The 14,209-nt window shown below is 42.6% G+C and carries 10 protein-coding genes and 2 pseudogenes; 7 read left to right on the top strand and 5 right to left on the bottom strand.

Going from position 1 to position 14,209, the window contains the following annotated elements:
- The first annotated feature begins 4 nt into the window (after window positions 1-4).
- The 5 genes and pseudogenes from DXA15_RS05740 (at window position 5) to DXA15_RS05760 (ending at window position 7,389) form a co-directional block, all read left to right on the top strand.
- On the top strand, window positions 5-1,627 hold the full coding sequence (locus tag DXA15_RS05740; protein WP_046145810.1) for a RagB/SusD family nutrient uptake outer membrane protein: 1,623 nt from the start codon (window positions 5-7) through the stop codon (window positions 1,625-1,627).
- 33 nt (window positions 1,628-1,660) lie between these two features.
- A complete protein-coding gene (locus tag DXA15_RS05745) occupies window positions 1,661-2,788 on the top strand; it encodes a SusE domain-containing protein (RefSeq protein ID WP_128133406.1) in 1,128 nt (375 codons plus the stop codon).
- 12 nt (window positions 2,789-2,800) lie between these two features.
- Window positions 2,801-3,940 carry a SusE domain-containing protein gene (locus DXA15_RS05750; protein WP_128133407.1) on the top strand — a complete coding sequence of 380 codons (1,140 nt, stop codon included), beginning with the start codon at window positions 2,801-2,803 and terminating at the stop codon, window positions 3,938-3,940.
- A 100-nt stretch (window positions 3,941-4,040) separates the two neighbouring features.
- A pseudogene (locus DXA15_RS05755) lies at window positions 4,041-5,164 on the top strand (glycoside hydrolase family 76 protein).
- Between the two features lie 77 nt (window positions 5,165-5,241).
- A complete protein-coding gene (locus DXA15_RS05760; protein WP_128133408.1) occupies window positions 5,242-7,389 on the top strand; it encodes a GH92 family glycosyl hydrolase in 2,148 nt (715 codons plus the stop codon).
- Between the two features lie 84 nt (window positions 7,390-7,473).
- Here the strand turns inward: DXA15_RS05760 and DXA15_RS05765 are convergent, their stop codons facing one another.
- From DXA15_RS05765 to DXA15_RS05785, 5 genes and pseudogenes are all read right to left on the bottom strand, one after another.
- The gene (locus DXA15_RS05765; protein WP_128133409.1) at window positions 7,474-8,163 is read right to left on the bottom strand and encodes an ATP-binding cassette domain-containing protein; all 690 of its coding nucleotides are present in this window, start codon (window positions 8,161-8,163) and stop codon (window positions 7,474-7,476) included.
- Window positions 8,129-9,097, bottom strand: a complete 969-nt coding sequence (locus DXA15_RS05770; RefSeq protein ID WP_128133410.1) for a hypothetical protein — start codon at window positions 9,095-9,097, stop codon at window positions 8,129-8,131. The genes DXA15_RS05765 and DXA15_RS05770 overlap by 35 nt, the downstream gene beginning before the upstream one ends.
- A gap of 52 nt (window positions 9,098-9,149) precedes the next feature.
- A complete protein-coding gene (locus tag DXA15_RS05775) occupies window positions 9,150-10,109 on the bottom strand; it encodes an outer membrane beta-barrel protein (RefSeq protein WP_128133411.1) in 960 nt (319 codons plus the stop codon).
- 349 nt (window positions 10,110-10,458) lie between these two features.
- The gene (locus DXA15_RS05780; RefSeq protein WP_233566905.1) at window positions 10,459-10,839 is read right to left on the bottom strand and encodes a winged helix-turn-helix domain-containing protein; all 381 of its coding nucleotides are present in this window, start codon (window positions 10,837-10,839) and stop codon (window positions 10,459-10,461) included.
- Window positions 10,840-10,969: 130 nt separating this feature from the next.
- Window positions 10,970-11,476: pseudogene (locus DXA15_RS05785) on the bottom strand (ATP-binding protein); the annotation flags it as partial.
- 192 nt (window positions 11,477-11,668) lie between these two features.
- Between DXA15_RS05785 and ruvB the strand changes: the two are divergent.
- Together ruvB and DXA15_RS05795 are read left to right on the top strand one after the other, a co-directional pair.
- Window positions 11,669-12,694: a Holliday junction branch migration DNA helicase RuvB gene (ruvB, locus tag DXA15_RS05790; protein ID WP_044215110.1), complete on the top strand. Its 1,026-nt coding sequence runs from the start codon at window positions 11,669-11,671 to the stop codon at window positions 12,692-12,694.
- A gap of 8 nt (window positions 12,695-12,702) precedes the next feature.
- Window positions 12,703-14,208 (top strand): lipopolysaccharide biosynthesis protein, encoded by a 1,506-nt coding sequence (locus DXA15_RS05795; protein ID WP_128133412.1) that lies wholly within the window; start codon window positions 12,703-12,705, stop codon window positions 14,206-14,208.
- The last annotated feature ends 1 nt before the right edge of the window (window position 14,209 follow it).

A 14,209-nucleotide genomic window follows, 5' to 3' on the forward strand; every position in this document is an offset into this window, starting at 1 on the left:
TGTTATGAAAATGAATATTTTAAAATATTTGCCAAGTATAGCATGCGCTATACTTGCATCATTCGTATCTTGTAATGATTTGGATCTGGCTCCTACCAATAAGTTTACGGATTTGAATTACTGGACTTCCGAGGCAAAGGCTTCTTCCGTATTGAGCATGGCTTACAGTCAGATGATGAGTTCCGGCTATTTCTTCGCAGACGAACGGTTATCGGACAACTTATACGAAGGACGTGGTAGTACGGATGAGAAACTGATTACTTCGGGTCAGGCAAACGCCGCTTTGGGGCGATTCTCTGAAGATTGGAAAAAATGTTTTGAAGGCATTAAAACATGCCACACATTCCTGGAAAATGTAGATCGTGTCCCCGACATGGATGAAACATTAAAAAACAGGATGAAGGCAGAAGCACGTTTCATTCGCGCCATGCTGTTCTTCCGCCTGGCTAATAATTATGGCGATGTTCCTTTGTTTGACTATACACTGACAATCGAAGAGGCTAATACGATCGCCCGCTCGCCGAAAGCGGATGTTATCAAGTTTGTCCGTGACGAACTGAATGATATCGTCGGTACATTGCCGACAAGACAGGAATATGCCGCGGCTGATAACGGCCGGATCACAAAAGGGGCTGCTATGACTCTGCTTGCCCGTACTTATCTGTATGAGAACGACTGGCAGAATGTTTCGTCTGTCTGCGAGAAAATAATCAATGGCGAATATGGTGAATATGCATTATTTTCAAGCTATGCAGGTCTGTTCTTGCCGGAAAACGAATACAACAGCGAAGTGATCCTGGATATGGGATATCTGCTGAATCTGAGAACCTGGAGTGAAATGTACGATGGGATTCCCTTGTCTGTGGGTGGACGTGTAAACGGTTTTGCTCCGACACAGGAACTGGTGGACGATTATATCATGAAAAATGGCCGGTCGATTCATGAAAGCGGTTCCGGCTATAAAGAAGACGATCCCTACATAAACAGAGATCCCAGATTGCAGGCTACTATCGTTTACCATGGCTACCAGTGGACAGACGGCAACGGTAAAACGTCTACAATTTATATCAAACCGGGTTCTTCTGCCGATGCAGGTGCTGCCAACCTGGATGAATATATCGGTCCGGGACAGAATTCTACCGCTACAGGTTATTATCTCCGTAAATGGTTTGATCCGACCGCTCCGGCAGGTCTTGCTTCCGGCTTGAATCTGATTCTGATGCGTTATGCCGATGTCTTATTGATGTATGCTGAAGCGAAAACAGAACTGGGTGAGATGAACGAAACAGTTTGGAACAAGACGATCCGTCCGATCCGCGAGCGTGCCGGTTTCACAGACGCTTCTGCTTTGAATTACCCGGCTTCAGGTGATATGCAGACTATTGTACGCCGCGAACGCCGTTGTGAATTGGCTATCGAGGGGACAAGACTCTATGATATCCGCCGTTGGAAAACGATCGAGACAGCACTAAATGGCAATCCTCGCGGAGCGAAATTTGCAGCGGATAATACACAGTATATCCAATTGGATAAGAGATCTTTCAATAAAGATAGAGATTACTTGTTCGCAATTCCGCAGTCACAACGGGATATCAATAAGAATCTGACTCAGAATCCGGGATATTGATCAAAAGTTTTAAATCCAAAAAATCTAAGAGATATGAAAATAATATCTATAAAATATATGATGCTGTTCGCTTTTGCTATGGTCTTTGCGGCATGTAGCAGTGACGGAGAAGTGAGGCATTTGGGCGTGACTGCCGTTAAAGCGTTATATGAACCGGATAATGGGAAAGCCGTTGTCCTGCAAGCATCGGCTTCGGCTTCTTTGTATTTTGAATGGGAGCCGTCGTTAGCCGAAGATGGTGGTGCTGTGTTGTACGAAGTTGTTTTCGATAAGGCGGATGGTGATTTTTCCGATCCTGTTTCTATAGTTACTGCCGACAACAATGGTGGAACTAATCATGCAACGATCACACATAAACAGTTGAACCAGATCGCCGCTTCAGCAGGGATCGGATCAGCGGAAGAAGGGACTCTGAAATGGACGGTATATGCCTCCAAAGGTATTAATCCGGTTAAGGCAGAAGAAGAACGTATGCTGACGCTTACCCGTTTAGCCGGATTCGCAGAGGTTCCGAGCCAGTTGTATATCACAGGTGAAGCCACGGAAGTAGGAGCTGATCTGGAGAATGCCATGATCATGAAGAAAGTGGCTGACGGCGAATTTGAAGTTTTCATGAAACTGACGGAAGGCAAGTCCTTCAAGTTTGTCAGTGCCAATACCGGTACTCCGACTGAATACTCGTTGAATGGTGAAAAACTGGTAGAAGGCGGTAGTACGACAGCAACCAAAACCGGTATCTATAAATATTATATTGATTTTAATGCCGGATCGTTTACTTCCAAAGAGGTAACTAAAGTGAAATGGTTCCTGAACTGGTCACAGAAAGAGATAGAACTGGATTACCAGGGTCTCGGTGTCTGGGCTATCAGCAACTATACGGTAACGGGATTGACGGATAGCGATAATTCGGACGATCGTTATAAGTTCAGAATGGAAAGTTCTGACGGAGAGACCGAATGGAGAGCTGCCATCAATAATGATAGCAAGCCGACCGGCAATGATGAGTATTACTATATGGCTGAAAAGACGAATGTAGAACAGTGGACAAACAACGAAGTCTGGAAGAGCCCGGCTACCGATGGCTGGAGCGATAAGGCGTATGATGTTACATTCTCTTTGAATACGCAGGGTGAATATACTCATAATTTAGTAATCAAATAAAAAGGAGGAATTATGAAAGCGATATTTATAAAACTGATGTTCATCACCTCTGCCGTATTGGCCTTCATGGGATGTAATGATAATATGGGTGACACGGATAACCGTTTGGCAAGTGTCAGTGCGTTACTTGAACCGGCGGATGGAAAATCTGTTGTTCTGGAACCGTCCGCATCATCCAGTGTTTATTTTGAATGGCAAACACCGAGTGTAGAGGAAGCAAGTACTGCTCTTTACCAGATTGCTTTTGATAAGGTAGACGGTGATTTCTCAAAACCGGTGTATGTGATGTGTGCCAATAATAACGGATTTGGCAATTATGTATCCGTTACGCATAAGCAGTTGAATCAGATTGGAGGTAAGGTCGGCATAAAACCGTCTGATACGGGTACATTCAAGTGGACTATACTCTCTTCAAAAGGTTTGCAGAGCGTAAAAGCCGGCGTTGAAAATAAGATTACGGTAACCCGCCTGGCAGGTTTCGAAGATGTTCCGATCGATGTCTATGTGACCGGAGAGGCTTCTGAAGGTGGGACTGACCTGGTAAAAGCACATAAAATGAAAGCTGTTGCCGGTGGTGAATTTGAAGTGTATACAAAACTGGCGGCAGGCAAACCATTCTATTTTACGGATGGAAAGACCGGTACTCCGAGAGAGTTCTATACAGCGGACGGCATGGTGAAAGAGAACGGAACGACAACGGTCGCTAAAGACGGTGTTTACCGTATTACATTAGACTTTAATACCGGTGCCTGTACCTATACGCTGGTAAATAAAATAACTTTCTATTTCTGTCCGGACGGAGAATCTCTGTTTGAACTGCCTTATGTTGGTTATGGTGTATTCCAGGCGAAGGAAACGGTAACTTTCAAGCAAGAGAGCTGGGGTAGGGACGAACGCTATAAGTTCAGAATGACTATCCGGGAAAATGGAGGTGCCGATGCAGAGAAGGAAGTCGACTGGGGTACATTGAACCAGACAGACTCCCGTCCGACGGCAAGCAGTCCGGAATCTTATTATTACCTGCAACTGTTTACCGAGGTATCCCAGTGGGATAATAAGTGGAAGCTGATGGGTGATTTTGATGGTGTTCCGGCTACTTATACCGTCTATCTGACGGCAGACCTGCCTTACACACATACAATCGTTAAATAGTTTATTACAAATATTTGGTAAGAAGGACCCGGAATTGTATATTTCGAGAAAAATGGATCTTATTCCGGGTCCTTCTTTTTTAACAGCTAAAAATAATGTCATGAAGAATATACTCCTTTTCCTGTTTCTCCCCCTTTTCCTGGGGGCTTGTGGCGATGATGATAATACTCCGAACGGACCGGATGAAAATGATAATATTAATTGGTATGCCGCTGCCGACAGCAGTACGACAGCATTGGTAAATTCATTCTGGAATGCAGGAGGAAAATATTTTAATTATGATAGCAACGGAAATACGACGTTCCATTACTGGCCTCAGGCGCATGCGCTGGATGTTTTGACGGATGCTTATTTGCGTACGGAAGATGCAAAATATAAACCTATTTCGACCAATGGTTTGAAGGCGTGAAGATCAAGAACGGTAATTCGTTCCGGAATGACTATTACGATGATATGGAATGGAATGCCCTCGCTATTCTTCGTGCTTACCAGGCAACCAAAGAACAGAAATATAAAGAGGCGGCATTGCAGATATGGGATTATATCAAAGTGGGTTGGAATGAGAATGCAGGTGGAGGTATCACCTGGGTAAAAGGGCAGGAGTATAGCAAAAATGCCTGTTCAAACGGTCCGGCTTGTATTCTGGCAGCCCGCCTGTATCGTGAGTTTGGAGATGAGACCTATAAAGAATGGGCACTCAAGATATATAACTGGGAGAAAAGTACATTATTCAATAGTAATAACGGAATGGTGTATGACAATATAAACAGTAATACAGGAGAAATACAGAAAGACTGGATATTTACTTACAATGAAGGAACATTTGTCGGATCGGCTGTTGAATTGTATAAGATATTGGGAGAAAAAGCCTATCTGAACGATGCCGTTTTGGCCGCTGATTATACCATCAGTACATTGGTCAACAATTCTATTCTGAAGGATGAAGGAACTGGAGACGGAGGATTATTCAAAGGTATTTTTATCCGTTATTTTACGGATCTGATCCAACAGGACCGCCTGGATGCAGGTGCTAAACGACGTTATGTGCAGTTCCTGAAAACCAATGCCGAGACATTATGGACGCAGGGAACCAATAAATCGAATGTCTTATTCGGTACTTACTGGCGGAATGCCCCGGGAGCATCTACAGGACTGACCGAACAACTGAGCGGTTGTATGTTGATCGAAGCGGCTGCGTTGCTGGACGATTTGAATCTATTATAAGTTATACGTGTTTTTAATTTCAGACAGATATAGTTTTTAATTCTTGATCATTATCATATTCTAATAATTAATTTAGCATGAAAAACTCTTTTTTTGCAGGTTTGCTGTCATTAACCATAATGATAAGTTGCCAGCCGGATAAACAACTTACGAATTATGTGAATCCTCTTTTGGGGACAGCTACGCTATGGGAAACGAAAGATCTGGGTTATGAGCGTCATTTGAAGACAAGGACCTGGGGGGCAGAAGTCTTTCCCGGTTCTTCCGTCCCGAATGCGATGGTACAGTTGAGTCCGGTGACTCAGTTCCGGAGCGGGGCCGGCTATCAGTATGAAGATACGGTCATCTATGGTTTTTCGCATACCAACAAAGGACATTGGAATTTGCTGCATCTCCCTGTCCTTCCGGTGACAGGAAATGTTTCCTCCGGTGATTATGCTTCAACATACAGTCATTCGAACGAATCGGCCCGTCCGGGTTATTACCAGGTGTTTCTGGAAAGGTACGGGGTCAATGCCGAACTGACTTCCACGCTCCGCTGTGCTTATCATAAATATACTTTCCGGCCGGATGACGACAAGAAAGTATTAGTGGATATCACACGGACAAACAATGGAGTCAGAGACTGGAGTATTCAAAAAGTCGACGATTATACTTTTTCCGGTAATCAGGATGCGGAAGGAAATATCCGTTTCTATGCTGTTTCCAATTATAAGATTGAGGATATCAGACAGTTGAAAGATGGTGAACATGAAGTTTCTATTATCAGTTTTGCCGATAGCAAAGGAAGCAAACCGCTGGAATTAAAGATCGGTTTTTCTTTTGTAAATATCGATAATGCAAAGATGAACCTGGAGCAGGAAATGAAGGATAAGAGTTTTGCACAGGTTCGTAAGGAGGCTGACAAGACCTGGGAGAATTTGTTATCCAAAATAGAAGTAACCGGCGGAACGGAACGTGAGAAAGGCATTTTCTATTCCTGCCTGTACCGTTCGTTCTTATGGCCGGCGTTGCGTAGCGACGTGAACGGGGAATATACGGATGCTAAAGGTAATGTGGTAAATAATGGTTTCCGTTATTATACCGATCCGTCATTCTGGGACGATTATCGCAATAAGTTGATTTTATTGGGAATGATCTCTCCGGACGTAACGACCGATGTGATCAAGTCCATCACAGACAAAGGCGAAAAGCGAAATGGTTATATGCCGACCTTCTTCCATGGTGACCATGCCTCTGTATTTGTTGCCGGTAACTATTTACGCGGATTGAAAGACTTCGATCTGAACCGGGCTTATAAACTGTTGGTGAATAATGCCACTGTCCCGGGAAAAGGCGGCAGGCCATATCTGGATGAATACATCGAACAAGGATGGATTGCAGAAAAGGATACCACCAATGTCCCGACCTGGGATGAATACAAAGCCGCTGTAACAAAGACTGTTGAATATGCATACGATGATTATGCGACCGCCTTGTTGGCTAAGGAGTTGGGAGATGAAAGTATTTATAAAACATTGATGGAACGTTCCGGCAATTATAAGAATCTGTTTGACCCGGGTACGGGCTTTTGGCGCGGAAAGATTGCCGATGGCAGCTGGATCAAAGATTTCGATCCTTACTATCCTTATTATGCCTATATGTATCGTGAGGCTAATGCCTGGCAGTCACTGTTCTTTGCTCCCCATGATCCGGAAGGCATGATTGCCCTTTATCCCGGTGAAAAAGCGGTCGAACAGAAGCTGGATTCACTGTTCACTGAACCGTGGAGAAACTATGAAGCGCATAATATGACCGGTTTCATCGGAAATTATTGCCATGGCAATCAACCGGACCACAGTGTTCCCTATACTTATTATTTCATAGGTAAACAGGAGAAAACGCAATGTGTGCTGGATAGCATCATGAACCATTATTACGATATGGGTAAAGAGAAGCTCGCCTATTCGGGAATGGATGATGCCGGTGAAATGTCTGCCTGGTATGTATTCAATGCCATTGGTTTATATACCTATTCTCCGGCTGATCCGGAATATATTGTAACCGTACCTTTGTTCGACCAGGTAAAATTCACTTTAGGCGATAATAATCAGTTCACGATCGTAAAGAATGGCAATGGGCGGAAGATTACGGATATTTCTTATGACGGTCAGAAAATCAATGGTTGGTTTATTTCACATGACCTGTTGAAACAAGGAAAACAACTGACGATTACTACTGAATAAATATATAAAACGTTTTTCTATTGGAATTAGGGGGTGTTTCAAAGCCCCCTAATTTGTTTAGTACATGCCTATCGGATTGAAGGACTAAATAAGTCTCTTTATCTGATCGGAAGCCTGATCTTCTATGGTTGAATAGAGCCGTTTTTGAAGCATTTCGAACTGGTCCTTGGAATAGCTGCGGTCGATTGTCCCGTGATCGATATGATGGATATAATCGCAACAGGAAGTCAGTGTCTCGAAAACATGTGAGGTGACCAGCACTGTTTTGCCCCCTTCCCGGAGTTGTTGCAGGATGAGGGTGAGGATATGGGCACTTTCCAGATCCAGGCCGTTGAACGGTTCATCCAGGACAACGATCGGTTTATCCGGTTTAAGAACGGCCAGCAGAGCGAGTTTCTTTCTCATCCCGGTTGAATAGTTCTCCGTTATATCGTCTAACGGAATATGGAACAGTTGTTGCCAGCTGTCTGTTTTAAAGCCGTTTTTGCCGATCGGGAAAAGATCCAGATATTCGCGCCCTGTCATATAAGGATAAAAGTAGTTCTCTGCTTCCAGATAGGCAATATCCTGCCTTTTCAGAGGTCTGTCGTTATAGCTGACCGAGCCTGCTGAAGGACGGATGAAGGTATACAGCGTATTCAGCAAGGTCGTTTTTCCGGCACCGTTCAGACCGACCAGACCATGTATTTTCCCCGATTCCATCGATAAGTCGATCCCTTTCAGTACAGGAAATTCTTTTTTATATTCTACTTGTAGATTCCGGATTGTAAGCATATAAGTAAGTTGTTAGATTCCGGCGTGCAGCCAGATAGTTTTTGACCAGGAAAAACAAGACTACCGGTAAAAGAACCGGAAAGAAAATGCTTATTACGGCTATTGTTATGGGGACCTGTCCTCCTGTTATTTTTGTATTCGGCAGATAATGGGCATATTTATTTATAATAAACAGTGTTATGTTCAGGGAAACCGCAGCCAGAAAGGTGAGGATGAACCACCAATGCTCCGGATATAAAAGTGTATATATTGCGCAAACAGGAATTGTAGCACATAAGAATAACTTCAAATTTAAACGAAGCTTTCCGTGCAGGAACCTGTTGACCGGACGCTCCTGTGAGCAAAGTATCTGTACCGGTTCTGAAAATCTGAATATATCGGATACTATGACTGTGAAGAACCAGAGCGATGCCAAAGAAGCAAAAGGCAGCAACAGTCCTATCCATGCACTCACATAAAGAATCAGTAATAAACCGCCGTATTGCCGTATCCCTGACCGCAGTTCAAAGGCTTCCGCCGGTATCCATTTAGGGGAGTTCATTCCTTTTTTTGTCCGGTGAAAAGGCTGTTTTATGAAACCAAGACTTATGCATCCGACTATAATTGCCAGCGATACATACCAGAATGAATTTACTGATATGATGATAAGGACCGGCAAGGACAGTAAGAAGTAATCCATACTGAATACTTTCCAGGCTTTCTTCTCTGCAAGATAGATAAAATGATAGTCTTTTCGCCGTAATTGAATCAATGAAAGGAAAACAAGCAGGATACCCGCTATAATCAGGCTCCCATGTAAATCCTTTGTAAACTGATACAGCGCAATCCCGGCTATCAGTAAAATACCTGTCAGTATAACCAGATAGATAACAGGTATTTCACGAATAAACTTTCCTGCCTGGCGGAGCCGGAAACGGAGGAATGCGCTGTTCATATTATACGTAATTTAGTGTTCCAGACAAATGTAGGTAATTTTATTTGTTCCGCTAAAAATAAATGCGGATTCCAGCATCAAAGCTCAGGCGGAAAATACCGCTTCTTTCGTCATCCGATTTCTGGTACCCGGCATTTTTCTGGTCGGGTAATGAACCTCCGATATATCCAATATTCGCCCCGATACCGACATGGTCACTCAGTAAATATTCCGCACCTAATGCAAAATTGTATCCGAGGCCGGAACAGGAGGCGCTTTCTCCTTTTAGAGATTCACGGTAGCCGAAATATCCCAGTCCGAGGACTTCGCGGAATTGCCATTTCTCACTGATTTTTTGTTTTAATACAAATTGAGGGGCTACGTAAGTAAGGCCGACATTGATGGAATTGCTTGAGATATCGTACGAAGACCGGTATCCGGAATATAACAATCCGCATCCGAATCCGCTTTTCGAAACCCATTCGTACCCGATTTGCCAGTCCAGGCCGTTTTTAGGATTTCCGGAAGCTTCCGATGGCAAGTAGAATTTGTTTGTCATCCAGGCATATCCGATATTGGCATAAATCGTATGAGGAGTAGGACGCATTCTTTTTTCTTTCTCTTTTCTTATCTCGCTTGCCTCGATAAATGAGTTGGATTGATAATTGTTGATGATGGTATCGTTCAGATACAGCATCATTCCTGCAATCTGATGGCAGCTGCTTCCCCAGATGGAAGGTTCTTTATGTTCTGTCAGTGACAGGGCGTTTCCGCCATATTTGGATGTCTCCTTTTTAGCCAGCTCGAGTACCTGGTCATATTTGCAGTTTGTTGAGGCACCGTTATCAACGACAGCCACTTTCCCAATCACTTCCGCCGAATTGGGAACCGTATCGTTTAATCCGTATAAGCGGATGTTTTCAGGAGTAGTGCTGACCGGATATGTTTTAACAATGTCCGTCATTACTTTGGGGGCACAGCTTGTCAGAATAAAAAGGGTAAACACGAATAGTAGGTTTTTAATAGTTTTCATTTGCTATAAGATTATTGTTATCAGATATATAAGTATTTATTGTTTTTCTAAACGCCAAGTTCTGTTTTTTGTTGTATCCGACGGATATTATCCCTATCTTTCGACTATCAAACCATACCTTTCATTATCAACGCTTATTCCATACTTCTCTTGCTGACATCCCATACATTTTAGCGGCCGATAATTGTGAGCCGCTTGGCTCATAATTATCAACCAAACGGCTCATAATTGTCGGCCAATCGGCTGATGGTTATCAACCGCTGATTTCCTGCCGGGGAAATTGGAATTAGTACGTATGGTAATTATAAAAGGATAGGGAAGAAATAGAAGTTTGATCGGGAGCTAATTGTTAGTTTTCTATAAACATAAGTTTGTAACTATCTTTGAATTCATATTGAATATATAATCCCAGTGGCTTTAAGGTTATATTTAAACGCGAGATAGCCTGTTGGATTGTGTTCTCTTCTACTGTACATCCTTTCCAGACCAGATTGCATAAGTCATTTATTGAACAGGTATTTTCAGGTGCATTGCAAAACGCGACTAATAATTGTTGTTGCTGACGGGTTAGTTTTATAGTTTCTCCGTTGTACTTTAATGTCTTTGTGCTTTTTTCAAATAGCAGATGAGGAGAGAAGATATGGATATTAGGATCATTGCTCTGTTTTTCCTGTTGTTTGAGTATTTCTAGTTTCTCTTCCGTTTGGATCAACTTTTGCTCTACTCTCATTTGGTCAGGAAAGATGTTTCTCTTATGTTATCAGGTATTTGAAGCCGATAACTCTTTTTGATGAAAATAGAGGATAGGCCGTTGTGTCTTCGACTTGTTTGACTACCCCTTTTCAAATATAGGAAAGGGGCTAATAATTAAGTCCGAATTGCCATAAAGGAATTACGTTCATATATCCCTGTTCAATGTTATCCTTTACAATAAAACCATTCTCAGAACCTTGTAATTGTTTTTGTTTTTTATTTTTGCCACCAACTTCAAAAATATAGTTAGCTATTTGAAAATCGGAAATAGCTGACGTGATAACTTTTTGTTCTACTCTCGTTTGGTTCAGAAAAAATGTTTCTCTTATGTTACCAATCTCTGAAGTATCCTGACCTAAACTATACATGAGAGTTGGATTATCTAAATATACTTTATCCACTTTTCCAAGTCCTCTGATACCGCCTGTTCCGTCACGTTGTTGTGCAATTAACCCAGCTTCTTCCAGGTAAAGAAAATAGTCTGATAAATTGTTGCGACTTACTCCTAATATGGTAGCAATACTACTCATATTGGGTTTGAATGGTACACTTTGGGCTATGCTTATAAGCAATTGTTTTAACTTTCAAGTTGTCGATATACTCATTTCTGCATATTACTAATTTGCACTGTGAAAAGTGCAAATATGGCCTGAATTTGTACTTTTTTTAGTGCAAATAATGAATAAACTGTCCGTAGATTGTTTCAGATAGCTCTTTCTGAGGATAGACCGCTGTGCGTTATGAACGGGAGTCAGACGGTATAAAGCAAATATATTTACTATCTTTGCAAGTCAATGAGCAAAAATATGGAAGACGATTTTGATATAAGGGATACCCGTATGCCGGAAAGTGAACGAGAGTATGAGAATGCGCTCCGACCGCTTTCTTTTCATGATTTCAGCGGACAGGCCAAGGTGGTCGAGAACCTGAAAATATTCGTGATGGCTGCCCGTATGCGTAAAGAAGCATTGGATCATGTGTTGCTGCATGGCCCTCCCGGATTAGGTAAAACAACGTTGTCGAATATTATAGCCAATGAACTGGGAGTTGGTTTCAAAGTGACTTCCGGGCCGGTTCTGGATAAACCCGGTGATCTGGCGGGAGTACTTACTTCGCTGGAAAAGAATGATGTGCTTTTTATTGATGAAATCCATCGGTTGAGTCCGATCGTGGAAGAATATCTTTACTCGGCTATGGAAGATTACCGGATCGATATTATGATCGATAAAGGACCGAGCGCACGTTCCATTCAAATAGACCTGGCTCCTTTTACACTGGTTGGGGCGACAACCCGTAGCGGTTTGCTGACCAGTCCGTTGCGTGCCCGTTTCGGCATCAATATGCATCTGGAATATTACGAGATGGAAACATTGACGAAGATCGTGTTGCGTAGTGCCGATATTCTGAATGTAAAATGTGAACTGACAGCTGCCCGTGAGATCGCTTCCCGGAGCCGCGGTACGCCTCGTATTGCCAATGCGTTGTTGAGGCGTGTACGTGATTTTGCACAGGTAAAAGGTTCCGGTGAAATAGACAAGGCAATTTCCTGTTATGCGCTGGAGGCACTGAATATTGACCGGTATGGCTTGGATCAGGTTGATAATAAGTTACTGACTACAATTATAGACAAATTCGGCGGTGGTCCGGTCGGACTGACTACGATTGCTACGGCTTTGGGAGAAGACCCCGGAACGCTGGAAGAAGTGTATGAACCTTTCCTTATCAAAGAAGGATTTATCAAACGCACACCGCGGGGACGTGAGGTCACGGATCTGGCTTATACCCATCTGGGACGTAAAAGGGGCGAAGAACAAGGTTTTTTATTTGACTGAAAATAGTTATGGCTGGAGGAATGAAGCGGCTCGCAGGAGAGACTGCGATTTATGGTGTTAGTAGTATCGTAGGGAAGTTCCTGAACTGGATGCTGGTGCCGATGTATACGCGTGTGCTGGCGACGGAAAGCGATTATGGAATCGTAACCAATTTGTATGCCTGGACGGCATTGCTGATGGTTATTCTGACTTATGGGATGGAAACGGGATTTTTCCGTTTTATGAATAAGAAAGAAATTGCGCTCCCGATGCGGGTTTATGCAACTACATTATTTAGCATTGCTCTTACTTCTGTTCTATTTGTAGTATTGATATTCAGTGCGCTGACTCCAATCAGTGATTCTTTAGGGTATGGTTCGAATCCTGAGTTTGTCGGGATGATGTCGGGAATTGTGGCAGTCGATGCCTTTTGTTGTATACCGTTTGCATTTCTCCGGTATCAGGGGAAAGCAGTTCGTTTTGCTTCTATTAAGCTGTTTAATATTTTTCTGAATATTGTTTTAGTTCTTTTCTTCCTGCTAGCTTGTCCATGGCTCTATGATCATACCCCTGTATTGGTCGATTGGTTTTATATTCCTGATTATCAAGTTGGATATATTTTTGTTGCGAATGTAATAACATCTCTTGTCACATTTGTGTTATTGTTTCCCGATATGATTCCGGGTTTACGGGAAAAAGCCAGTTTTGTTTTACTTAAACAGATGCTTGCTTATTCTTTTCCGATCTTGATTTTGGGGATTGCAGGTATTTTTAATCAGACAGCCGATAAAATATTATTTCCTTTTCTATTCGAAGATAAGGAAATGGCTAATACCCAATTGGGGATATATGGCGCTTGTTTTAAAATAGCAGTTGTGCTGGTAATGTTTACACAGGCATTTCGCTACGCTTACGAGCCATTTATTTTTGCAAAGAATAAGGATGATGACAGTAAAAAGTCATATTCGGAGGCGATGAAGTATTTCATTATATTCGCTTTGCTTATTTTTCTGGCAGTGATGTTTTATATCGATATATTTAAACATATTGTTCCGGCTTCCTATTATCCGGGTTTACGCGTTGTTCCTATTGTTATGTTAGGAGAATTGTTCTTCGGAATATATTTTAATCTCTCGTTTTGGTACAAACTGATTGATCAGACAAAGTGGGGCGCTTATTTCTCGACGATAGGATGTGTTGCGACGATCCTGATCATTGTTTTGTTTGCTCCGACATACGGATATATGGCTTGTGCCTGGGCTTCTTTTGTCAGCAACCTCGTTATGATGTTGTTATCCTATTTTATCGGACAAAAGAAATTCCCGATCCAATATGATCTTAAATCGGTGATCACTTATTCCGTATTGGCAGCCGTATTTTATTTGGCCGGCATGTTGCCGATGATAGAGTCGGAAATCCTGCGTCTGGGTTACCGCACATTGCTGCTTTGCCTCTTTGTCGGTATCGTTATAAAACGCGATCTGCCATTGGGAGAGTTGCCTTATGTAGGGCGTTATTTTGCTAAAAAGAAATAAT

The sequence above is a fragment of the Parabacteroides sp. AM58-2XD genome (genome assembly GCF_003463685.1).
Lineage (GTDB): Bacteria > Bacteroidota > Bacteroidia > Bacteroidales > Tannerellaceae > Parabacteroides > Parabacteroides segnis.

Coding starts and splice junctions, on each gene's coding strand:
- DXA15_RS05740 (WP_046145810.1), top strand. CDS start 5: ATGAAAATGAATATTTTAAAATATTTGCCAAGTATAGCATGCGCTATA.
- DXA15_RS05745 (WP_128133406.1), top strand. CDS start 1,661: ATGAAAATAATATCTATAAAATATATGATGCTGTTCGCTTTTGCTATG.
- DXA15_RS05750 (WP_128133407.1), top strand. CDS start 2,801: ATGAAAGCGATATTTATAAAACTGATGTTCATCACCTCTGCCGTATTG.
- DXA15_RS05760 (WP_128133408.1), top strand. CDS start 5,242: ATGAAAAACTCTTTTTTTGCAGGTTTGCTGTCATTAACCATAATGATA.
- DXA15_RS05765 (WP_128133409.1), bottom strand. CDS start 8,163: ATGCTTACAATCCGGAATCTACAAGTAGAATATAAAAAAGAATTTCCT.
- DXA15_RS05770 (WP_128133410.1), bottom strand. CDS start 9,097: ATGAACAGCGCATTCCTCCGTTTCCGGCTCCGCCAGGCAGGAAAGTTT.
- DXA15_RS05775 (WP_128133411.1), bottom strand. CDS start 10,109: ATGAAAACTATTAAAAACCTACTATTCGTGTTTACCCTTTTTATTCTG.
- DXA15_RS05780 (WP_233566905.1), bottom strand. CDS start 10,839: ATGAGAGTAGAGCAAAAGTTGATCCAAACGGAAGAGAAACTAGAAATA.
- ruvB (WP_044215110.1), top strand. CDS start 11,669: ATGGAAGACGATTTTGATATAAGGGATACCCGTATGCCGGAAAGTGAA.
- DXA15_RS05795 (WP_128133412.1), top strand. CDS start 12,703: ATGGCTGGAGGAATGAAGCGGCTCGCAGGAGAGACTGCGATTTATGGT.